This is a genomic window from Paenibacillus sp. CB74 (genome assembly GCF_055687625.1).
The window spans coordinates 4,868,818-4,890,054 of record NZ_CM146009.1 but is presented as its reverse complement, the minus strand read 5'-3'; the positions used below and the strand labels follow the sequence as shown (position 1 = coordinate 4,890,054).

The window sequence follows — 21,237 nt, the reverse complement described above, 5'->3', positions numbered from 1 at the left end:
ATGAATACATATCACTCCCCAATGTCGACGGGTACAGGTGCCCAGTCTGATGTCCAAGCTTATGAAGCCAATTTGCCTGTCATTCCGGCTCAGGATTTTCGAATTACAGACTATGGAGCTGTTGGAGATGGGGTAACAGATAATACGGAGATGTTCCGCCTTGCAATCGCGTCATGTGCTGAAGCGGGAGGAGGCAGAATCATTATCCCTGCCGGGGTATGGCTCACAGGTCCGATTGTAATGCGCAGCCGGATCGAACTACATGTGGAAGCAGGGGCGCTGGTTACGTTTAGCCGAGATTTCGATCAATATCCATTGATCGCATCAAGCTTCGAAGGCTGGCAGGTGGTACGCTGTCAATCCCCGATCGATGGTGATCAACTGGAGGATATTGCGATTACCGGTGAGGGGATATGGGATGGTGGCGGTGAAGCGTGGCGTCCGGTAAAACGCTCCAAAATGACGACTTCACAATGGAACCAATTGGTCGCTTCGGGTGGTGTTGTAGAGCAATCGGGTGGGGATGAAGAAATCTGGTGGCCTTCCGTCTCTGCACTTGAAGGTGGTATCATTGCAAATCGTTTGCATAAGGAGCAGGTACGTGATGTTGCCGCCTATGAACAAGCCAGAGACTTTTTGCGTCCTAATATGGTCAGCTTGCGCAGATGTACACGGGTACTGCTGGACGGTCCAACGTTCCAGAACTCGCCTGCATGGAATCTGCACCCCTGGGCATCTGAGCATGTAACCATTCGTAACGTGAGTGTGCGTAATCCATGGTTTTCACAGAATGGAGATGGGCTGGACATTGAATCCTGCCGTCATGTGGTGGTGGAGAAGAGTGTATTCGATGTCGGTGATGATGCGATCTGTCTGAAATCAGGCAAGGATGCCGAAGGCCGTGAACTGGGTCTTCCATCGGAGTACATCACCATTCGGGATTGTACGGTGTATCATGGTCATGGCGGTTTCGTCATTGGTAGCGAAATGTCTGGTGGTGTGCGGCATGTGAGAGTGTCGGATTGTACGTTTATCGGCACGGATATTGGACTTCGCTTCAAAAGCGCACGGGGACGCGGTGGGGTGGTTGAGGATATTCAGATCGAGCGTATATATATGAAAGATATTATTATGGAAGCCATCTCGTTTTCCTTTTTCTATGCGAATCAGGAAGGGTCTGCCCGGGGCAGTGACTTGTCTCAGGAGATTAGCGAGGAGACGCCGGTGTTCCGGGATATTCGAATATCGGATGTGGTCTGTGCCGGTGCGGACACTGCGTTGCTCATAAGTGGGTTGCCGGAATTGCCTTTGGATGGCGTAGTCATTGAACGATACCATGTAGAAGCCCGCACAGGTATTCAATGTGCCCAAGCGAAACATCTGCGGATTACAGAACTGAACGCCCGGATTACCGAAGGTCCGTTAATTCATTTGCACCAGTGCAAAGGGGCGGAGCTAGAGAGCATTCAGGGCAAGGGGGCGGATGGTCGACTTCTGATGGTGACAGGACACGAATCCGCAGGTATTGTGTGCCGAGAAAGTGATGCGGACACAGACGGTCGCCAGATCTCTGTGGGTCCTGAAGTACGAAGTGGTGTGATCATCCGCAGGTAAAAAGTGTATGTAAAAGGGTCTATACAAGTGGCTCCAATTCAGCCGCAGTGGCGTAGCCATGGGTCCAATGATCGTGATGCCTTTCGGGTATAAGTAATACGTGATCTCTGGAGCAAGGCTACCCACTCGGTTTTATATGATGTGATCTGAAGATCTACCGGTGTTCCTTGCGATAGCGTAGCGGTGTTGTACCGGTGACTTGTTTGAATGTTTTGTTAAAATGAGCCGTATGCTCAAACCCTACCTTCTCTGCAATCATCTGGACACGCTCTTGTGTCGACAGCAATCTTCGTTGTGCCTCTCGGACACGAACAACACGCAGATATTCGCTAAACCGAAACCCGGTAAACCGGCTGAACATTCGGCTCAGATAGGATGGACTGATATAAAAACGATTGGCTGCACCCTCCAGCGTAAGTGGTTGGGTGTAGTTGCTGTTCACATATGTAACGATTTCACTGATTTTGTCCTGCATCGGATGCAAAGGACCGGGGCATGACTGCCGAATATCCTCCTCCACCCGATGAATACGGATCAAAAGTTGGGCAAGCAGACTTCTGACCGCAATCTCATAGTGAGGGCGTCGCTCTTTGCATTCTTGCAGCATCTGCCACAATATACGCTCCATCTCGGGCTGTTCCGCTTCAGGCAGGCGAAGAAGTCTTGAACAATTAAAAGGCAGCAGACCACATATGCCAAGCTCCATCCCCGTTGCAAAAGCAGGCGAAAAACCGATTAAAATCCGTTCGAAGCCAGGAATACTTCCTTTGGAGGTGCTATGTACATCGTTTGGGTTAATCAGAATAAAATCACCCTTGCGGGCAGACAGAATCTGACCATTCATGGAATAAACGCGTTCACCTTCAAGCAGGTAATACAGTTCGTAGAATGGATGAGCGTGAGGCTGAGGCATACCGTTCCCATCATGTCTGCGCATATGTTCAATGGTAAATGAATGTTCACCGATTCGATATTTGGGTCCAATCCGATCTTCTATGAGACTCATGGTACAGCTCCCCTCTGCTTCACGGATTAACAACGATATCCATATCATAACGGAAAATCCATCTTTTTGTAAACGCTATCATTGGAAATGAAATATTTCTTTAATCATATGTAAAATACCGTGAGAACGAATCTGGCATGGACCATGGGAGCTGTCAAGGTGACAAAACTTGAATGATGTTTTAGAGTAGGGGGAGAGAGGCGAAACTCTGGTTAAGGAGTGTCTCCAATATGATGTAGAAGGAAGGAAACAGGTTATGACGACACATGAATTATCGCCATTGGTTGCTGCGCTCAATATGCAGCCTCACGTTGAAGGCGGTTGGTATAAGGAAGAATGGAAGGCTTCTTATCAGATTCCACAGTCGGTTCTGCCGGATACTTATTCCGGCCCAAGATTCTCGGCAAGTTCCACGTATTTCCTGCTGCACGCACATGAAATCTCCGAGTGGCATACCGTTCTGTCCGATGAACTTTGGCTGTGGCATAGTGGCAGTCCGGTTGAACTGAAGCTGGGCGGCAACGGAGAGAACCCGGAGAACGAGGAAGTTCTTGTTTTGGGTATGGATATTGCTGCAGGTCAATCACCACAGGTGCTTGTTCCAGCGGGCGTATGGCAGACAGCACGCCCGTTGGGTGATGAGCCTGTACTGGTCACTTGCGTAGTCGCGCCAGGTTTCCACTTTGATGATTTCAAGCTGGTATCCAAAAGCGAATAGGGTTGCCTATGACCGATAAAATCCCGATTCGAGATGCTCAGCGCATCCGAATCGGGATTTTTTGGGGAAATGACTAATCCATTGGATTTTCGTTACTCATCCAGCTGTCCACATAAAACTCCTCATGATAATCTGGTTGTCCGGCGAGTTCTTTGAGCTTCTGTTCAGCTTCTTCAGCGGTAGAATATTCTCCAATAACTGCTGTAAACTGCCCAGTGGACGTTTTGAGGAAAGAGATGTCCTCACCCGGATAGGATTCTTTAATTATTCCCATCGATTCTCCAAAAGGCATTGATTCTGTGCGAAGCGAGTATACCTTCCGAGGGGTGACTGGATTGCCGTCGGAAGTCAATTTCACTTCCAGGTAGCCGGGGTTCTTGAATTCCGTTACGGCGTACTGTACCCCTTCTTTTAAAACAACGACGAATCCGACGGAGGAGTCGTCTAAAATCATGGAGCCATATACATCTTTCACCAAAGGTTGGGTCATAAAGTCGGCTTTGACTTTCTCTACATCCATGTAACGTGCACCGCTAAACGTGAAGAGGACACGATTCGGTGCTTCTTTGTGTTCGACATTATAAGAAGGCGCATCATTGGCCTGATCCTGTTCGTCGGTGCTGAAATTAATTTTAAGGGTATTTTCAGTTGCTTCTGAACCCACGGTTATCCCATCCGTAATCTTGCCGCCATCGCCGAATTGAAGCACCTGAACAATCGTTCCGACCACAGGTATTTTGACCATGGCGTTGGCGACAGTAGGAATGTTGATAATGAGCAGTAAAGCGGCACATGCTGCTAGACTTGAAGCGTAGCGAATAATACGGGATGAGCTTTTGCGAGCGGCGGCCTTTTGATGGGCACGACGAATAACATCTGAAAGTTGAGCTGGAATTTCAATGTTTTCATAACGTTCTTTGCTAGTCATAGATCTCCAACCTCTCCTTCGATTAAATCCATTTTTAATTTGTTGATAATCCGATAGAATTTTGACTTCACGGTATTCTCCGACAGGGAGAGCACTTCTGCGATTTCTCGAAAACGCATATTACCAAAAAATTTTAATATAATATAGGCCCTATCTTCAGGCACGAGTCGATCCAGTGCATCGTACAGATCCATTTTCTCTTCCACGGATGCCCCTCGTTCTGGAGCCACAAATTCCTGTACATGATCCTCCATATAGGTCACTCGTTGATTCCGTCGAATATGATCTATCGCTGTGTTAATCACGATTCGTGACATCCAGGAATCGAAATAAGTCATGGATTCCATTTTTCCATAAGCGATGAACCCTTTATAGACCGCTTCGGATACGATATCCAGCGCTTCTTGTTCATTTTTAACATAGCAGTACGCCAATCGATATAATTTATTCTGAATTGCTGTTATTTTTTCGCTGAACTGTTCTTCCTTTGTCTTTCTATGGTTCAGTCTAATCACTCCTGATCCCCCCATGATAAACCTAAATATTCAAGTCACTGCTCGTTCCAGGCCTGGATTCCATATAAGTGCTTGAGTTCGCTTGACACTCGTTAGACTGATGAGGAGATCAAATAGTTTTAAATGGTCAAAAAACTTTTTTTGGGGCACAAAAACGGCACTGAGTAGGATAGCGGGCCTCGCCTCCATTCTTAACTACGAATAGATTGTCTATAACATCACATGACAAAACACCCGCTCCTCTAAGGTGGAGGGCGGGTGTTATCGAATTAAGATGTTTATATTAAAAATTAAAGTTGTCGGGATCAGAACCAAAGCGTTTGTTCTCGTTCAGTCCGTTAATCTGCTCTACTTCTTCTGAAGTTAACTCAAAATCGTAGAGATCGGCGTTCGCGCGAATACGCTCAGGCGTGACGGATTTGGGTATGGTCACGATGCCGTTCTGCAGATCCCAGCGCAGAATGACTTGGGCAGGGGATTTGCTGTATTTGGCGGCGATGTCCTGAAGCAACGGATGATCCATCAGATGACCTTGTCCGAGCGGAGACCAGGCTTCGATCTGAATCTGATGTTTGTTGCAATATTCACGAAGCTCCGATTGAATCAGTAGTGGATGAAGCTCGATCTGATTAACCGCTGGTTTGACCGTGGCATCAATCATGAGGTCTTCCAGATGATGAATCTGGAAATTGCTCACACCGATTGCGCGGATGCGTCCTTCCTTGTAGAGCTTCTCCAGCGCTCGCCATGTATCTTTGTACTTGCCTTTGACCGGCCAGTGGATGAGATAGAGATCCAGGTACTCCAGTTCGAGTCGTTCCATACTTGCTTCGAAGGCGGCCAGTGTGGATTCATATCCCTGATCGCTATTCCACACTTTCGTAGTAATGAACAGATCTTCACGGGCTACTCCAGATTCACGAATACCCTGAGCGACACCTGTTTCGTTGTTATACGCTTTGGCTGTATCGATGCTGCGATACCCGGCTTGAATGGCCGTTTTGACAGCATGAACGACTTCGTCCCCGTCTTTAACTTTGAATACTCCAAAACCCAGCCATGGCATTTTGACTCCGTTATAGAGCGTGGTTGTGTCCTGCACGTGTTTCATGGTCCGAAATTCCTCCTCTGATTGATTCATTGTTCCACTATGTAATTACCCTGCTGTTCAGCAGCCAATCCATATAGGAGGGCCGTTATGATGAATTATACTAAAATAATCCTGGTATAGAAAAGGGAGCGAACCGTTTTACGAGGTAAACACCATAAATGTCCTTTTTTGGCCAAGCACAGGTTTGGTTTTGACGCTCGTGGGTGATAAGATGAAGTATACGATATATGGAAGTCAAGACTTTTGCTATTGGAGAGTTTACATAAGAAACGATGGAGTACGGAATCCGGTACAGGCCGGGCCGTGCGATTTAATGATAAAGGAGCAAGAATACAATGGCTAAACCTAAACAAACCAAAAAAGCAGCAGCCTGGTCTCTCGTGGTGATGGGAGCGGGATTTGCAGCATCCTTGCCGTTCCAGGGCGTTCCCGTGGGCAAGTTGCTGGTAGGATCATTTGAAGCGGGACTTGTAGGGGGACTTGCGGACTGGTTCGCAGTGACCGCCCTATTCCGTCACCCGCTCGGCATTCCCATTCCGCATACGGCTTTGCTGCCAAAAAATCGGGATAAAATGACCGAAGGTCTGGTCTCCGCAGTAGAGAATAACTTACTTAACAAAGACAGCATTACCGAGAAAATTGCAGATTTCAAAGCAGCAGAGACGGTGCTCGATACGTTGACACGTGAGCTTCACAATGACGGGATCAAGACCATGATTGATACACTCTGCAAACGAATTCTGGCGGGTCTGCCGTTAGAGCAGATTGCTCCACTCGTAGCGTCTGAGATCAAGTCACAGGCGGGCGCTTTTGATCTGGGTCCGATTCTGGAACGGGCTGCTCATCAGATGACAGAGCGGGGTTACGATGCCAAAGCACTGGACTATGGACTGAAGCAAGCCGAAGAGTGGCTGGTTAAACCTGAGAATGTGATGTTTTTGGGTGAAAGCGGGATGAAAGCGATCAGCGGCATTCAAATGAACGGATTGATGCAGTTTGCGATGAATGCGTTCCTTGGTTATATGAACGAGGAGCGTTTGGGTGGCATTTTGCAAGGATATCTCTTCGATCGGGTAGAGGATATGAAACGTGAAGGCAGCGCTTTAAGGTACAAAGTGCTTGATATGGTACGTACCCAGGCGGTGCGATTGGCCATGAGCGAGGCTATGCAAGATGGAATCAACGGCTGGAAGAACAATATGCTTGAGGGCTGGAACGCAGAGGAAACGGTGCTGAACAAACTCATTGAATTGAGAGACAAGGCACTCGCCGCGATGGAAGATGGACAGTATGTAGATACATATGCTCTGCCTGCCATTGAACGGGTATTGGTTGATCTGCGGTCAGATCACGAGTTGATGACAAGCATGAATGCCAAGATCGTAGATGGCGTCACAACACTGCTGGAGAAAAATCATTCCAAAATCGGTAACCTCGTGCGTGAAAATGTAGACAAAATGGATAACGCCTCCTTGATCTCAATGATTGAGGATAAGGTGGGGCAGGATCTGCAGTGGATTCGGATCAACGGAGCCGTTACCGGATTTATTATCGGGATTGCGCTGACCGCTCTGCGGATGGTGCTTGAGTAGGAACGTTAAGTACGGCAAAAAGGAGGGCCGCTCTTACAAAGAGCAGGCTCTTTTTGTCGTGCGTGGGAAAAATCTCATGTATCTGTTGCAAGAATTAGGAAACGGGGTAATGTACACCAAAGTACCCTGAATGAATCATATAGGAAGAAAGTTACATGAAAACGATTCTGTTAGCCGATATGGCTCATGTTGATTTTGTACTATGATGCAGGTAACAGATGAATAGGGTGTGCTTCACATATGGTGGAACACCCTGATTCTACCCAGAGGAGGAATCCGTATTAAACGTGCAGGATGGTTGAAGGGTTTATTCACACTAATGATGGTGTTGACTATATTTCTGGGGGGTTGTCAGAACATGAATGCAAGTGAGAAGGAAGCGTTATACAAGGAAGCTGAAGCAACCGTAATTCAGCACTTCAAGCAGAAGTTCGAGCTGGATGTTGTGATTACAAGCAAAGAGTTGTTGCCGGAGATGGCAGTGTCCCAGATAGGGCTGAAAGGCCATGTGAAAGATCACGAAGATCAGAGTTTTGGCATTTCGTATGACTACAAAAAGAAGGTAACCAAGAACCTGGTCATTAGCCCTGAGATTGAAGAAGTGATGATGGCCAAGGGACATGATCCATACGCTAAATAAAGGGAGGTGTAGTTATTGAGTAACGGGTCCAACATTGATGATGAAACGTATAAAACGATGTCTGATCTGGCCTATCAGGATCAAAAGGCTGGAGACAAATTAACGGAACTTCCCGGATGGGAGGTCCTTGAAGGGACGGAAAGTAACAAACTTTCCGGTTTTGATGCCGTAACATTTTATAATCCCGAGACCAAGGAAGCCGTCATTGCTTATCGTGGTACAGAAGGAAGTGCGTCTCTGGATCGTTCGGTACCAGACTTTGTCATGGATGGTCGTATTGGGGGCGGAGAGTTGATTCGCAAGGGTCAGCAGGAGGCCGGGAATTTTGTTGATAACCTTACACCGGATTGGCTCGATAAAGGGGTGCAAGGCGTCAAGGATTTTACGGGCATATCCAAAGTGGAGAATTGGGCTGGTGACAGGGTAAGAGACGTGGAGAACTGGACCGGTGATCGCGTAAAAGATATTGAAAAAACCGTTTCCCCTACAGGCTGGGCCAATCAGATGTATCAATCAGAAGACTACGCAAGTCACATGCAGAACAAGCATAAGGATCTGAATTTCTCGATGACCGGACATTCCTTGGGTGGGGGAAATGCACAATATGCTTCTGCTTATACCGGAATTCCAGCCGTAACGTTTAGTGCACCATCGGTAATGGGCAATTTGACGCCAGAAATGCGTCGCCGGGCTGAAGCGGGTGAGTTCGACGGGCAGGTTGTGAACTATGCCAATCCCAGTGATCTGGTAGCCAGCGGAACGCTGGGCGGATATGACCGACATGTGGGATCGACGTACTACATTAATTCCAATTATGAGGATGCAAACGATGGAGTGGGCATTATTGATAAAGCCAAGAACTCATTTGGCGGAGAGAACTATCACAGTCTGGATCAATATAATTTCAAAAATGGATACATATCCAATGATCTGTATGATCCGATTACTGGAGAGAGAGTCCGCTATTCACCACGCCTTATGGATCACATGGGGCCGTTCAGCAAGAACCTCGGTCCGTTAGGTTTCAGGTCTGGCGGCGGTATGGCTCTTGGGGCAGGTGCATCCGGCTTGATTCAGGTAACGCCAGAAGAACTGAAAAGTGTCGCCTCCCGGTGGAAGCAAAATGCACAGCAATGCAATGCTGAGCTGAATCAGGTACGAAGCCGCATGGCTCAATACCTGCATACAAGCCGAAGTCGCAGGCTGGAGCCCATTGTCACCCAACTGGACGCGTCGATTCAAGAACTTAGCACATGGCATATGAAACATACCAGCCAGTTCCTGAACTTTATCGATGAGAAAGCAGATGCCTTCCGGCAGGCGGACGAGAGTCCGGTTCATTTTAATTAGGAATCAGGTTGGTTAATGTCGCTATCACGTACATGGGGGAGGGGAACGCAAGTGGGTGGACAATTGCTGGTGGAATTGAATGATCTTCGAATTGCGGAAAAAGAACTGACACAGCTGCTTGCCCGTCTGCAAGCCGATGAACAGGAAGCGAGGGCGCTATACAGTCGCCTGAACGATTGGAAAGGGCAGTCTGCTGATTATACAAGGCAGCAGATTGAAGAGTTTTTTGCGGGCCTGTCCAAACGTATTCAATCCATCGAAATGCAGAAGAAAAGCTTGCTGCAATATATTGAAATTATGATCCAGACGGATCAGGAACGCTAAAGAGCAGTGTGGCTGTTGCCATATTGCGGATGGCAATCAGCATGGATAGACAAAAAAGAAGCCTATGGTACATCGGGGTTGATCCCGTATGCCATAGGCTTCTTAGTTATCTCAAGTTATCGCGTGCTGCATATCGTTCTTAACGTTTTTTGCGACGTGTCGCCAATGCAATTCCCAGGAAGGAGAGGATCAGTGCCAGAATGGATACAATCAATGTGGCCTGTTGAAGCTTCAATGTACCCGGGTCTGTATCCGTGTTATTCGGCTCACCTGTAACGGTGTCGTTAAGTGCATCGCCCAGCGTAGTGTCATCGTTTGCTTTGCTATCATCGGTAGCTGCACTATCACCAGTGCCTGTTTCTGTACCTGCACTATTATGTCCATCGTTGGCATGACCTCCACCTGCCGCAGCATTACCAACAGCAGCCGGATCTTCACTAATCGTTGTAATACTGTGTGGGTTGGCATCACTTGGCTGGCCTGTCCATTCTACAATACTGCCATCGCTGTAGTATTGGAAGGCATCCCAAGCGACTTCAGCTTCCGCCTTAGGGTTCTGTGCAACAAAGTTGAACTGTTGGAATTGTCCTGCGATGATACCCTCGTTATCGCCTTCAATTTCCCATGTGATCGATGTGACTTCATTGGAATCGTTCTTCTCTGTGGTGATTTTCCAGCCTGCCAGTGGTTGATATTGCTTGAATGCCACACCTTCGGGTACTTTCATGGTGATTTTGGTTGTAGGCAGATCTTTCTCGGATGGAATCTTAATCGTGTATGTCTGCCATGCGCTTGTCTGTGCAACGGATGGGCTAACAGTAACGTGAGCGCTAGCGAATCCGGCGAATAGCATGAATGCCGCGGTACCTGTTGCGATAGTGGATGTTAGTTTGGAAATCCATGATGTTTTCTTCAAAATAAATAACCCCTCTCAGTTCTTATCATATATGATGCGGCCCATTTTCTTAAATGAGTGTCCACGTTCTGCAAAGGTACCCTTTCGGTTACGAATTGTTCTATGGATCACCGTTATTCCCGGATTTTCTTATGCAACTATATCAATTAAACTAAATGAGGTTTACACATACACTCCGATGACAGAATAACCCTCCAATCGCTGTTATCCCCAGATTTTTTTGATTCCCTTTTCTCAAAGGGAAAATCCGGTGATAAAGGCGAACGCTTCGCTTTTTCAGGTTTTTTCTGTCCTCTCCGTTTCAGTGTAAACATTAGTTAAATTTATATTAAGTCAGTTCAAATCCGGGAATAAAGCAGAGAGCTTCGCTTTTCCAGAATCAATTTCGTTCCCTTCACTACACTTGCAGTTCGTAGAAACACTAATTTTAGATTGGGTCACTTTTCAATATCAACGTTGTGTAACTATGGTTTGGCAGTGTCGATCTCGAATTCGGCATCCAGTGCATCCAGCGTTTTGGTCAGCAGATGTACCTTGATATTCCAACGTCCAGGCATGGAGATGTAATCTTCAGCCTTGTATACACCGGTATCGTTTTTCGGAATGGTGATCTCATAGATCCCCATATCCATGTCCAGATGTGTGAGTGACAGTGTGATCTGTTCCAGATCATTAACGATACTGCCATCTGCACGTTTCACATCAACTTCGAATTGGTTCTCTCCTGTCACATTGGGACTCACCTGAAGTGTGATCGCTGAGCCATCTTCTGTAGTCTTCGTCTCCTGATACGGTCCGACTGCTGCTGGTTGCCCCGGTGACAGATGTGTCAATACGGCGGCTAGAGCGAGAATTACAGCACCAGTAACAAGCTCGGCTTTCAGGCTGCCGGATAATCTGCTCCCCGTTGCTGCTCTAGCGAGTCGCGCATGACGCCATGCCAAGATAACCATCACAATCAACAGGACGATCTTGCCGATCAGCACAAGACCATAGGCTGTAGTGAACAAGGAGGTCAGTACCGGCGCTGGTAGAATAATCAGACTGCTATATATTCCTGTAGCCACCAGAGCGGCTACGGCGCCGATCCCCCAAGCGGTGAATCTACGTATGGCAGTCCAGTAGACTTCTCCTCGCACCTTCGAAGGCAGCTTGTCGGCGAGTGGAGGCAGACATATCGCCATGGCAGTCAATGCACCAATCCAGAAAGCGGCACCGATCAGGTGCACGAAGTCCATGGCGATGGCGAGAGCACGTTGATCCGCCGCAGCCGGATGTCCCGTCATGGCATGAGTGAACAGCCATCCAAGCACGAGCACGAGTGAGCCGTAAGAAGACCAGATGCGAGCACGGATGGATCGATCGCGATCATATCCGGAGAGAATCGTGACGGCCAATAGCATGACAATGAGCATCTGTAACATCCAGATCTGACCAAAAGATGTCAGTTTGAGCGCACTCCCGATCAGTGCCCAGCTTAGTTCGCTCAGCGCCACACCAGATTCATATAACGTATTCAGTGGCAAGCTAACCAGAGCGGCAAAGGAAGCGGCAGCATAGCTGATCCATAACAATCTGTAGCTACCCGGAACGTCCATAGGTTCTCTTGTCATGGATGTTGGTGCGATTCGCAGCAGCAAGAATGCAAGTGTCCCCAGGATGACAGACAATCCGAGATACTGAATCCAGTCTGTCAGGGATACGATCCATTTCAGCGGTCCACCTGTTGAACCAGAACCAGATGTAAGATCACTGAGTCCGGCAGGAGAACCAGAAGGTTCTCCGATATGGAAAACATAGGCGCCTTGAATCGGGTGCCCATCGGCAGATACCGCTTTCCAGTTGACGGCATAAGTCCCGTTCCCGAGTCCGGCCTGCAGGCCAGTCTCCAGAATATGAAGGCGGTCCGCATCGATCTGTACATTTCCATCGCCTGCCTGAGTACCGTCAGGCCCGGTAATTTTGATATCATAAAAAGCCGTCTGCAAGGATTCGTTGAACTCCAGTGTCAGCCGCTCCGGAGCCGTTACGAGTATCTCGTTCTCTCCTGGCGAAGCCTTAACAATATAAGCATGGGCAGATGCCCACTGTGGCATAACAAGGCAGCACACAAGCAACAGGCTGGTGATCAATGCCCAGTGCCGTTTGCCCCATTTCAGGGTAAAGCTTGTCAAAATCAAAAAATCATCACCCTCAGGTTATAGATTTGTAGTCATTCCTGGCCCTTTATACACAATCTATCCCATTATAACTTTGTCCAAAATGACTGCGTATGACTACATTGGGCTATAAAAAAACGATTTGGTCTTCATAATTGTGACAAAAGCATGAATGTGTATGGTGTAGAGCACCATCTCGTCTCATGTTACAAATCTCATATGGGTATGCGATACGTTCGTGCTACCATTCACATATCACCACGAAGCTGCGCTATTTGCGAAGCTTACGTCCCGCAAGCCCACTCTCTAGCGCATAGCGGGTGAGTTGTACCCGGTTTTCCAGCTGGAGCTTCTGCAAAATGTTTTTTAGGTGATTCTTCACCGTCTGGTCTGAAATACCGAGCTGATCAGCGATCTCCCGATTGGTGTATCCCGCGGATACCCATTGCAGAATCTCAAGTTCCCGCGCCGTAAGTGGATTATCTTGCACATCTTCACTGCGTGGTGCGGGAAACTCCTGCAAAATCCGGTAGGCCAGTTCCTTACTGAGCGGTGCATCGTCGCTGACGATGGCGCGCAGGTATTCAAGCCAGGTAGAAGGCGTCAGATTTTTGAGCAAATAGCCTTGAGCACCTTGCTTTAGTGCTTCGAACAGGAAGGTCACATCATCCGATACCGTGACCATAACAACAATAACATAAGGGAATCGCAGCTTGATCTGACGGGTGGCTTCCAGCCCATCCATCTCCGGCATCTGCACGTCCATCAGGATCAGGTCAGGCATCCATTGTCCGGTAAGCTCCAACGCTTCCTGTCCATTCGAAGCTGTACCAATCACTTCAAACAGGCTGTCCTCGGATAAAATGCTACAGATTGCTTCACGCGCATGCGCATGATCGTCAACAACCAATACACGTACATGTTCCATACTAAGCATGCTCCTTTCCTATCGTCATTCGTGTATGCCCCGGTCTTGAATTGAGGGTAAAAGACCAACCCATCTCGGCAGCACGTTCCTTCGTAATTCGTAGTCCGTACCGATCCTTCAGATGAAGAGGATCTCCGCTTAGTCCATTCCCATTATCCTGAATATAAATGAACCAGGCAATTGGGTTACCCTCCGCATGAACCTGAACGCGGGTAGCCTGTGCATGTTTGCGTACATTCAGTAAACCCTCCCGGATACAGGCGAGCAGTTCCACTTGTTCCTTGGCAGAGAAGGTTATACCGTGCAGATCCCAGTGAATCTGTGCGCCGGGTACGGTTTCCATCACGAGCACTTCGACCTGTGCATGCAGTGAAATAATCTCGGGTGCCGCGGTAGAGGAGGGAACATAGCGCAACTGAGCAATCGCTTGCCTTACATATGTATTGACTTCATGCACGGTTTTTTGAATCTCCTGGATCTCATGCTCATGTCCGCTCCCTGCCAGACTACGGCCCGCTTTATCGGTCTTCACGGACAGCAGGAAAAGAGACTGAGATATGCCATCATGAAGTTCTCGGGCCAATTGGTCACGAGCTTCCAGAGCTGCTTTGGCTGCGCGTTCCTGCTCCAGAGCAGCCCTGGCGCCTTCGAGCATGTGGAACAATCGGCTGAGCAGTGTCACACTGACGAGATAAACAATGACGGGTGTTAACCAGTTCCCGGCGTCCATCGAAAGGTACGGCATCAGAAACTGATGGCGAATATATTCCCAGATGCCAACCGTAAATGTGGGGATCAGCAGAATCATCCATTTGATTTGTTTATAGGACATGAATGCAGAACTCCTTTGACCTAGGATTAGCTTAATAAGGTAATTTATTTATACAGGGATGGGATCATTATAACGCAAGCTTGTCCAAGACCCTAGTCTGTGTCTTTGGAGAAAGCTGGGGAGGATCAGGGAGTATTTAGAAGGATATCTAAGAATGACAAGGGGTGAAATGTTGTCACGCTAGGTGAGGGTTGGTGTGAACAGCTGAGGAAGGCTGAGTCCGTTTTCCCTATCGGAGAAGGTCCTCTATACTTATATAGAACGTGAATTCATTACAAAACATGTTAAGGAGTGAAGCAACAACATGAGTCAAGAAGTATTGGAACGTCGCAGTGAATTGCTCAAAAAGAACATTCACCAGATGCTTGTTCAAGACAATCAGCACGGTATCAGTCGTCAAGACAACATGTTTTTGCAGCAGATGATCAAAGAGCTGCATCAGACCTCACATGAACTGAATACCAAATCTTAATGTAGAATCTGCACGAGAATGAAGCTGTCTGGTGTACGATTCATTCCATGATGAAAATGAAAATGGCGCTATCTCCGAATCAGACCGGGGATAGCGCTTTTGATTTTCTCTGAGATAGAAGAAGCTTCATTTATCTTACAGCAACTGTTGTTGAGCGGTTCTTTTCTCAATATATCGAATGAATAACTCGGCAAGCTCCGGATCAAACTGCGAACCCGAACATGCGCGCAGCTCCCGAATGGCTTCCTCCACGTTCTTGGTCTCCTGATACGGTCGCTCTGTCGTCATGGCATCAAAGGAGTCAATGACGGTCAACATCCGGCACAGCCGGGGAATCTCGTTACCCTTCAGGCCGTAAGGATAGCCCTTGCCATCATAGCGCTCGTGGTGAAGTTCAATATACGGAATCAGATCGGCGAAGCGATCGTTCGTGATCACCATTTTTTTACCCCAGGTGACATGTCCCTTGATCGTTTCCCATTCTTCTGCGGTGAGCTTGTCTTTCTTGTTCAGAATAGACCAGGGAATCTCCAGTTTGCCGATGTCATGAATCAGTGCTCCCAGCACGAAACGGCGTTTCTCCGCATTGTCCAGTGCAAGCAGTTCACTGATATCCAGTGCATATTTGTAGACCCGTTTGGAATGTTTAAACGTATCCATGTCCTTGTATCTGAACAGATTGAGCTGTTGCTCGATGTCACGAACGTCCTGTACCAGATCAATCTCGTGTTCCATGCCATCATTGCTTCCGTGGCGGTGCACGTTGTTTTTGCCCTGTTTCTTCGCGTAATACAGTGCTTTATCCGCCTGATCCACGAGTTGGGATTTGTTATACATATCCACCTGATAGGGTGCGACGCCACCCGAGAAGGAGAGACAACCGTGCGGAAACACTTCAACGCCTTCAAACGGCGTGTCATTTAGTTGTTTGCGCAGCTTATTCATAAACTTGTAGGATTCGTCCAATTCCATTCCTGGCATGAGAAGTGTGAACTCTTCCCCTCCATAACGAAAGGCGGTAACAGGTGTACCTTCGGTCTTTCGCATTAGAAAATCCCCCAGCAGGGCCAGCAGACTGTCGCCTTGGAGGTGGCCAAACCGATCGTTATACTTTTTGAAATCATCGATATCAATCAGTCCCAGACAGAGCGGTGTTCCCTGCATACGAGCGGTCGTCAGTTCATTTTCCAACATACTTTCAAAATAACTATGGTTGAAAAGACCTGTGCGTTGATCCGTGTTAGCTTTCTCCTCAATGGTCTGATACATGACAAACAATTGCTTGAATGCATGGGAGAGCAGAATACTGAGACTTAAGTACAACAACAGACCGAGCACGCCATTGTGTACAACCAGAATCGTCAGGACAAGCGCCAGAATCAGCGTACATAAATAAACCAGCAAGGATTCGGTAACAAATGCCCGCTTCATCTGCTGTAATGCATCTTTCGTTGAGAAATGAAAGAATAAGCCAAGTGTAATCGTGTTGATGATGAAATAGGCCGCAAGCGCTGCAAAATAAGGAAGCAGATTATAGCCGTCCAGCGTTCCCGATTGCCCGCCAGTCCACTCAAACACGGCAGCTGCTCCCGTAATCATGAGACTGTAGATGCTGAAATTGACAATGTGTTTCCACCAGGTGAGCTTGCGCTCTTTGATTAACAGAATGATGGAGACAGGAAGCAGTACAGATAAACTGAAGGCTCCGCCAAACATGAATATACAGGCAAGGTATACCGATGAATCCATGGATTGCTGATTGCCTTTGGGTGGAATCTGAAACGTGAAATAATCCAGAATTAGCGCCGCACCCAGCATGGTATAGACCATGACCCAATCCGCCGTGGTTAGATGAAGGTAAGACCACTTGTTCATGTACAGAAAAACACCGATCCCGGTACAACTAAGCAAAATAACATACAGACTGCTTCGATCTGCCTTATGGATAAGGTTACGAATAAAGTTCATAAAAAATCTCCTGCTTGGGTTTAGTCTACTCTTGATGTGTATATAATGGGTGTTCTTGTATAGGGATATACTATATAGACGTATAACATACCAATTTGCCTGGCAAAAATCCAGAAAGAAAAAACAGGCCGCTGGCAGCCTGTTTGTCTTGTTTGGCGGTATGGATACTAGCCGCCCAGCTTGTATCCCGAAGTTAGTGCTACAACGACAGAAGCCACGATGATTGCGTTGATGACAATGCGGGAATATTTCACACCTTCAAATTTTTTCATGGAGAAGACCTCCCTTCCTTGGAGTCTACCTGGTTCTCGTCAAGCCTGATGAGTTTTAGCAGGTTGCACAGCCTTTTTGTCCCGATTCACCATCATGTACTGGATAAAAAGGAATATGCCAACGTTCATGACTACATCACCGATGCTGATAACTTGAGTTCGTGGATAAGGGCTGGAGAGTGGGATGATATCACCGAGAAAAGGCAAACGTGTAGACGCATCCATCATAAAATGCTTCGATACGGCTCCGCCTTCCCGGAGCATATCTACATAGTAGGGTCCCAATACAGCGGAGGCTTCCACAGAAACCGGCATACGTCCACCGTTGACAGCCATCACGGCAAAATTGAGAAACACACCAATCCAGATGAGCATAAAACCGGTATGGTGCCTATTGAGCCACAAAAATGCGAGCCCTGTAATGTAGACGGCAGCAAAGAGATAACCATTAATAGATGCCACCCATTCGAATCGTTCCTGCAGATAGAAAATAAAGAACTGGATTAGAAGCAATACAGGGAAAATCCAGCCACTTCGCAACTTGAGTGATGCAAACTGATGGAGCCCATGCCGCAGCCCGCCTCGAAAAAATCCAACGATCAAGCCGAGTAAAATACCGTCATATACCATAAGTAACTCCTGTTCATGCGGAGATGTGCAATAGGATTGCGTGTTTGTGTACATAAAGGATTCGACCTGATATTGGTAATTCCTGCATGAGAAAAATGATTTTTTAGAAGAAATTTGCAAAATGCTGAACAAAAAACCGTCTTTACGAACCAAAGGGTCGAAAACCCTGACGAATTCAGTAAAGACGGTTACTTATAATGGCAAAATACGAGCTTTAATTCGGTTGGAAATGGAATTTATTTTATTCGGAACCACCGTTCAGATAGTTGAAGAAAGGCTGATCCACCCAGAAGTCATATGTTGTAATGTCTGCATCAGGAGCGAGTTTCAGGAAACCTTCCCGAATGGATTTGGCATTTTCCTTCAGAGAGAAGGACTGAGCATAGTAATTGCCAAGCGCGATCTTATTATTGGAAATGACCGGATAGTTGGCCAATGCCGTTGGTGAGTAATACAGTGGTTGCCACCAGGAACTGAGAATCAATGGTGAAGTACTGTCACTGTTCTTCTTGGCATATTTCAGAACAATATCATTGAAGCGGACTTTGTCTGCCACATTGTTGAACTCGAACTGAATATCATACTCCTTCGCAGAGGCAATATAGTTACCGTTCTCGATCTGTGTCACTTTATAGTCTGGTGTTTCCTTCGGCTCGCCCCATTCCTTCAAATAAATGAAGGCAGATGTCTTCGGCTGGAATTGTACATCGGCGTCAATGCCTTCGCTACGTAGCAAACCAACCAACTGTACAGCATGTTGAATGTTATCGTGGCCGTAGGTAAGTGTCAGTTCATCGATAAAGTTGGAATCAAAACGGCTATCCTTCAGATTATAACCTGTGACGAGATCGTCTCGCAGGGCCTGATCCACAATCTTTCTCAGCTCAGGTGATTCGATCAGATCCGCTGTGCGATATGCAGCATACAGTTTGGAATAGATGTCCGCATCGCCGGAACGTCCAATCTCATGTTTGTATTTCCCTTGACTGACCAGAACACGTCCAAGCAAAGTATTAGCGAAATCTTTACTTGCTACGCCACCCTTTAGGAGAGCGGGGTACAGATTTTCGGGAATCAGGCCTGTATCGATCGCTGCAGCCAGTTCCTGTGCGGCTTGTCCCTGAACACGGTTCGGGCTAATGCCAACTTTGGCAAGTGCTTTGGCCGTTTTCTCGGCAGGATATGTATAAGCGAGTTCCTTGAATCCGGCTGCTTTCACCGCGATGAAGACGGCGGCATAAGTGCTCAGTTGATCCTTGGCACGTACTTCTGTACCTGTAATAACCCCACTATTGAATAAGGAAACGGCAGCATCATAAGAAGAATCACCAGAGGCCAGATCGGTAAAGATAGGAGCTTTGGCTTCACTGTCACTTGCTTGAGTGGCTTCCGTAACGGCTGCAATGGCTTGAATGAAATCACCTTTGGTTATCTGTTGCGGCAATTGAATATTGTATTTTGCTTGCAAGAATTGAGCAAAATCCGCTGCGCTTTCCGTATAAGCGACTGGAGCCTGAGCTAACGGTCCTTTGACAATTTGTGAAGTGGTTGGTTTAGCCGGAGTTGCAGATGCTGCAGAAGCAGAAGCGGGCAAGCTTAGACTGCCGAGTGTTACCGGAGCGGCGAGCAGGGCCGCTAACGTGATCTGGGTGATTTTTTTCAAATGAATAGCCTCCTTAAAATGGGTTGGAAAATGAGTAGCTTTCGGTTATAATTCTGACAAATCCTATCAGAATAGAATAATTGGATTGACTTTAGCACGGAGACGCGCTGGATGTCAACGGAAAAAAAGCTTGCTATAAAGCGGTTTCCAAAGCTTGGTAGAAAGCAAATCATCAAATATATTCTAATTGAGTGTATACGCTCAAAGATTTATTGACAAGGATCGACAGTATCCGCTAGGATAAGAAAAAAGAATATTGAAAAGGGGTATTTTCAAAATGAAAAGAGGTTTATCGTTCGTCTTATCGATCATCATGTTGGCTATTTTGTTGGCAGCTTGTGGGAATTCGGCTTCCAAAGACGAACAATCCGCCCAAGGCAGTGATTCGGAGAAATCTCTTCGGATGGCCCTCGTACTTCCCGAAAAAATAGGGGTTAACCCTTTCTTTGTACAGATGGATGAAGGCTTCAAAAAAGCAGGCGAAGAATTCAAAGTAGACACCAAGACAATTGAATCGACAGACCCGGCAGCATTTGAACAAAATCTGCGTGCTGCGGTTGCCGAGAATTATGATCTGATTATTACAGCCACTTTCCAGGCAGAAGATGCATTGAAGAAAGTCGCTGCAGAAAATCCGGACAAGTCCTTTGCAATTGTAGATACAACCGTGGATCTGCCTAACGTACGTAGCGTTGGTTTCCGTGAATATGAAGGGGCGTACCTGCTCGGTGCAGCCGCTGGATTGTCCACCAAAACAGACAAAGTCGGCATGATCGCAGCAATGGACGTACCATTGATTAAGAAATATACAGAAGGTTTCAAAGCGGGATTGGAATCCGTAAATCCTGATGCAGAATTCCTCGTGAACTATGTAGGTGGATTTAATGACCCGGCCAAAGCAAAAGAATTGGCATTGGTGCAATTCGGCAAAGGCGCTGATTTTATCGCTGGCGCATCCGCTGTAGGTGATCTGGGTGTGTTCGAAGCAGCGAAAGAAAAAGGCTTCTATACTTCAGGTCAGGATACGGACCGTACGGTTGAAGACCCCGAACATATCGTATTGTCTCAATTGAAATCAACCGATACCGTTGCTTATGAGACTGTGAAAGATTTTGTAGAAGGCAACTTCAAAGCAGGTGCAGTGAACTATGGCTTGAAAGAAGACGGTGTGGGCCTGACTTATGTTACACGTGATAGCGAATCCCCGCTGAATGCTTTTGTTGGACAAGAAGTAATCGACAAAGTGAAAGCAATCAAGGATGATATCGTATCCGGTAAAATCGTAGTCAAAGATCCATTGCAACAATAGTTTTGAATTGTTCTTTTCAATGAATGAGTGATGGAATGGATCAGCCGGCTGCCCGATCAGGCAGCCGGTTTTGCTGCTATTAAATGACCAGTATATGTTCAACTTATCGTTTACACGATAACGAAGAGGACAGAAATAACCTGAAGAAGCTAAGCTAAAAGCTTTCTGAAAGAAAGCTACTTCGGAAGCATACACCTCGCCTTTATCTCCGGATTTTCCCCTTTATATAAAGGGAATCGAAAAATCTGGGGATAACAGCGATCAGAAGGTTGTTCTGTCATCGTAGTGGC

Annotated in this window: 19 protein-coding genes; 8 read left to right on the top strand and 11 right to left on the bottom strand. The window is 47.1% G+C overall.

Annotated features, from left to right (window positions below; genetic code table 11):
* Positions 1-1,614, top strand: coding sequence for a glycoside hydrolase family 28 protein (locus ACX9NY_RS21535; protein ID WP_472474978.1), 1,614 nt, complete (start codon positions 1-3; stop codon positions 1,612-1,614).
* Positions 1,615-1,768: 154 nt separating this feature from the next.
* On the opposite strand, the gene ACX9NY_RS21530 is transcribed toward ACX9NY_RS21535, so the two are convergent.
* Positions 1,769-2,620, bottom strand: coding sequence for an AraC family transcriptional regulator (locus tag ACX9NY_RS21530; protein ID WP_105601564.1), 852 nt, complete (start codon positions 2,618-2,620; stop codon positions 1,769-1,771).
* A 256-nt stretch (positions 2,621-2,876) separates the two neighbouring features.
* Between ACX9NY_RS21530 and ACX9NY_RS21525 the strand changes: the two genes are divergently transcribed.
* Positions 2,877-3,338, top strand: coding sequence for a cupin domain-containing protein (locus ACX9NY_RS21525; RefSeq protein WP_017691032.1), 462 nt, complete (start codon positions 2,877-2,879; stop codon positions 3,336-3,338).
* A gap of 73 nt (positions 3,339-3,411) precedes the next feature.
* Here the strand turns inward: ACX9NY_RS21525 and ACX9NY_RS21520 are convergent, their stop codons facing one another.
* The 3 genes from ACX9NY_RS21520 to ACX9NY_RS21510 form a co-directional block, all read right to left on the bottom strand.
* Positions 3,412-4,266 carry a hypothetical protein gene (locus tag ACX9NY_RS21520; protein ID WP_472474975.1) on the bottom strand — a complete coding sequence of 285 codons (855 nt, stop codon included), beginning with the start codon at positions 4,264-4,266 and terminating at the stop codon, positions 3,412-3,414.
* Entirely contained in the window at positions 4,263-4,781 is a 519-nt protein-coding gene (locus ACX9NY_RS21515) for a sigma-70 family RNA polymerase sigma factor (RefSeq protein ID WP_339239221.1), read from the bottom strand. The genes ACX9NY_RS21520 and ACX9NY_RS21515 overlap by 4 nt, the downstream gene beginning before the upstream one ends.
* A 283-nt stretch (positions 4,782-5,064) precedes the next feature.
* Complete coding sequence (locus tag ACX9NY_RS21510; protein ID WP_472474973.1) at positions 5,065-5,892, bottom strand: aldo/keto reductase; 828 nt, start codon at positions 5,890-5,892, stop codon at positions 5,065-5,067.
* A gap of 335 nt (positions 5,893-6,227) precedes the next feature.
* On the opposite strand from ACX9NY_RS21510, the gene ACX9NY_RS21505 reads away from it, so the two are divergent.
* The 4 genes from ACX9NY_RS21505 to ACX9NY_RS21490 all read left to right on the top strand — a co-directional run bounded on the left by ACX9NY_RS21505 (position 6,228) and on the right by ACX9NY_RS21490 (position 9,798).
* The gene (locus ACX9NY_RS21505) at positions 6,228-7,484 is read left to right on the top strand and encodes a DUF445 domain-containing protein (RefSeq protein ID WP_339258491.1); all 1,257 of its coding nucleotides are present in this window, start codon (positions 6,228-6,230) and stop codon (positions 7,482-7,484) included.
* Positions 7,485-7,842: 358 nt separating this feature from the next.
* Entirely contained in the window at positions 7,843-8,124 is a 282-nt protein-coding gene (locus tag ACX9NY_RS21500; protein ID WP_143786547.1) for a hypothetical protein, read from the top strand.
* Positions 8,125-8,181: 57 nt separating this feature from the next.
* A complete protein-coding gene (locus ACX9NY_RS21495) occupies positions 8,182-9,474 on the top strand; it encodes a Tle-like phospholipase domain-containing protein (protein ID WP_445252956.1) in 1,293 nt (430 codons plus the stop codon).
* A 51-nt stretch (positions 9,475-9,525) separates the two neighbouring features.
* On the top strand, positions 9,526-9,798 hold the full coding sequence (locus ACX9NY_RS21490) for a hypothetical protein (protein WP_091018402.1): 273 nt from the start codon (positions 9,526-9,528) through the stop codon (positions 9,796-9,798).
* A gap of 139 nt (positions 9,799-9,937) precedes the next feature.
* Here ACX9NY_RS21490 and ACX9NY_RS21485 read toward each other — a convergent pair whose 3' ends face one another.
* From ACX9NY_RS21485 to ACX9NY_RS21470, 4 genes are all read right to left on the bottom strand, one after another.
* The gene (locus ACX9NY_RS21485) at positions 9,938-10,714 is read right to left on the bottom strand and encodes a YcnI family copper-binding membrane protein (RefSeq protein ID WP_472474969.1); all 777 of its coding nucleotides are present in this window, start codon (positions 10,712-10,714) and stop codon (positions 9,938-9,940) included.
* Between the two features lie 464 nt (positions 10,715-11,178).
* The gene (locus tag ACX9NY_RS21480) at positions 11,179-12,894 is read right to left on the bottom strand and encodes a copper resistance CopC/CopD family protein (RefSeq protein ID WP_472474967.1); all 1,716 of its coding nucleotides are present in this window, start codon (positions 12,892-12,894) and stop codon (positions 11,179-11,181) included.
* Between the two features lie 250 nt (positions 12,895-13,144).
* Positions 13,145-13,801, bottom strand: coding sequence for a response regulator (locus ACX9NY_RS21475; protein ID WP_150365287.1), 657 nt, complete (start codon positions 13,799-13,801; stop codon positions 13,145-13,147).
* Between the two features lies 1 nt (position 13,802).
* Positions 13,803-14,633 (bottom strand): sensor histidine kinase, encoded by an 831-nt coding sequence (locus ACX9NY_RS21470; protein WP_472474964.1) that lies wholly within the window; start codon positions 14,631-14,633, stop codon positions 13,803-13,805.
* A 304-nt stretch (positions 14,634-14,937) separates the two neighbouring features.
* On the opposite strand from ACX9NY_RS21470, the gene ACX9NY_RS21465 reads away from it, so the two are divergent.
* On the top strand, positions 14,938-15,105 hold the full coding sequence (locus tag ACX9NY_RS21465; protein WP_017691019.1) for a hypothetical protein: 168 nt from the start codon (positions 14,938-14,940) through the stop codon (positions 15,103-15,105).
* Positions 15,106-15,240: 135 nt separating this feature from the next.
* On the opposite strand, the gene ACX9NY_RS21460 is transcribed toward ACX9NY_RS21465, so the two are convergent.
* The 3 genes from ACX9NY_RS21460 to ACX9NY_RS21450 all read right to left on the bottom strand — a co-directional run bounded on the left by ACX9NY_RS21460 (position 15,241) and on the right by ACX9NY_RS21450 (position 19,638).
* Entirely contained in the window at positions 15,241-17,073 is a 1,833-nt protein-coding gene (locus ACX9NY_RS21460) for a bifunctional diguanylate cyclase/phosphohydrolase (protein WP_472474960.1), read from the bottom strand.
* A 311-nt stretch (positions 17,074-17,384) separates the two neighbouring features.
* A complete protein-coding gene (locus ACX9NY_RS21455; protein ID WP_339261285.1) occupies positions 17,385-17,975 on the bottom strand; it encodes a DUF5317 domain-containing protein in 591 nt (196 codons plus the stop codon).
* A 241-nt stretch (positions 17,976-18,216) separates the two neighbouring features.
* Entirely contained in the window at positions 18,217-19,638 is a 1,422-nt protein-coding gene (locus ACX9NY_RS21450; RefSeq protein ID WP_472474957.1) for a hypothetical protein, read from the bottom strand.
* A 277-nt stretch (positions 19,639-19,915) separates the two neighbouring features.
* Here ACX9NY_RS21450 and ACX9NY_RS21445 point away from each other — a divergent pair, with 277 nt between their 5' ends.
* Complete coding sequence (locus ACX9NY_RS21445) at positions 19,916-20,947, top strand: BMP family lipoprotein (RefSeq protein WP_017691014.1); 1,032 nt, start codon at positions 19,916-19,918, stop codon at positions 20,945-20,947.
* Positions 20,948-21,237 lie beyond the last annotated feature (290 nt).

Bases quoted from the DNA above. Each gene is read 5' to 3' on its own strand.
- ACX9NY_RS21475 (WP_150365287.1), bottom strand. From the start codon at position 13,801: ATGGAACATGTACGTGTATTGGTTGTTGACGATCATGCGCATGCGCGT.
- ACX9NY_RS21510 (WP_472474973.1), bottom strand. From the start codon at position 5,892: ATGAAACACGTGCAGGACACAACCACGCTCTATAACGGAGTCAAAATG.
- ACX9NY_RS21445 (WP_017691014.1), top strand. From the start codon at position 19,916: ATGAAAAGAGGTTTATCGTTCGTCTTATCGATCATCATGTTGGCTATT.
- ACX9NY_RS21530 (WP_105601564.1), bottom strand. From the start codon at position 2,620: ATGAGTCTCATAGAAGATCGGATTGGACCCAAATATCGAATCGGTGAA.
- ACX9NY_RS21520 (WP_472474975.1), bottom strand. From the start codon at position 4,266: ATGACTAGCAAAGAACGTTATGAAAACATTGAAATTCCAGCTCAACTT.
- ACX9NY_RS21535 (WP_472474978.1), top strand. From the start codon at position 1: ATGAATACATATCACTCCCCAATGTCGACGGGTACAGGTGCCCAGTCT.
- ACX9NY_RS21500 (WP_143786547.1), top strand. From the start codon at position 7,843: ATGAATGCAAGTGAGAAGGAAGCGTTATACAAGGAAGCTGAAGCAACC.
- ACX9NY_RS21460 (WP_472474960.1), bottom strand. From the start codon at position 17,073: ATGAACTTTATTCGTAACCTTATCCATAAGGCAGATCGAAGCAGTCTG.
- ACX9NY_RS21455 (WP_339261285.1), bottom strand. From the start codon at position 17,975: ATGGTATATGACGGTATTTTACTCGGCTTGATCGTTGGATTTTTTCGA.
- ACX9NY_RS21465 (WP_017691019.1), top strand. From the start codon at position 14,938: ATGAGTCAAGAAGTATTGGAACGTCGCAGTGAATTGCTCAAAAAGAAC.
- ACX9NY_RS21505 (WP_339258491.1), top strand. From the start codon at position 6,228: ATGGCTAAACCTAAACAAACCAAAAAAGCAGCAGCCTGGTCTCTCGTG.
- ACX9NY_RS21470 (WP_472474964.1), bottom strand. From the start codon at position 14,633: ATGTCCTATAAACAAATCAAATGGATGATTCTGCTGATCCCCACATTT.
- ACX9NY_RS21495 (WP_445252956.1), top strand. From the start codon at position 8,182: ATGTCTGATCTGGCCTATCAGGATCAAAAGGCTGGAGACAAATTAACG.
- ACX9NY_RS21525 (WP_017691032.1), top strand. From the start codon at position 2,877: ATGACGACACATGAATTATCGCCATTGGTTGCTGCGCTCAATATGCAG.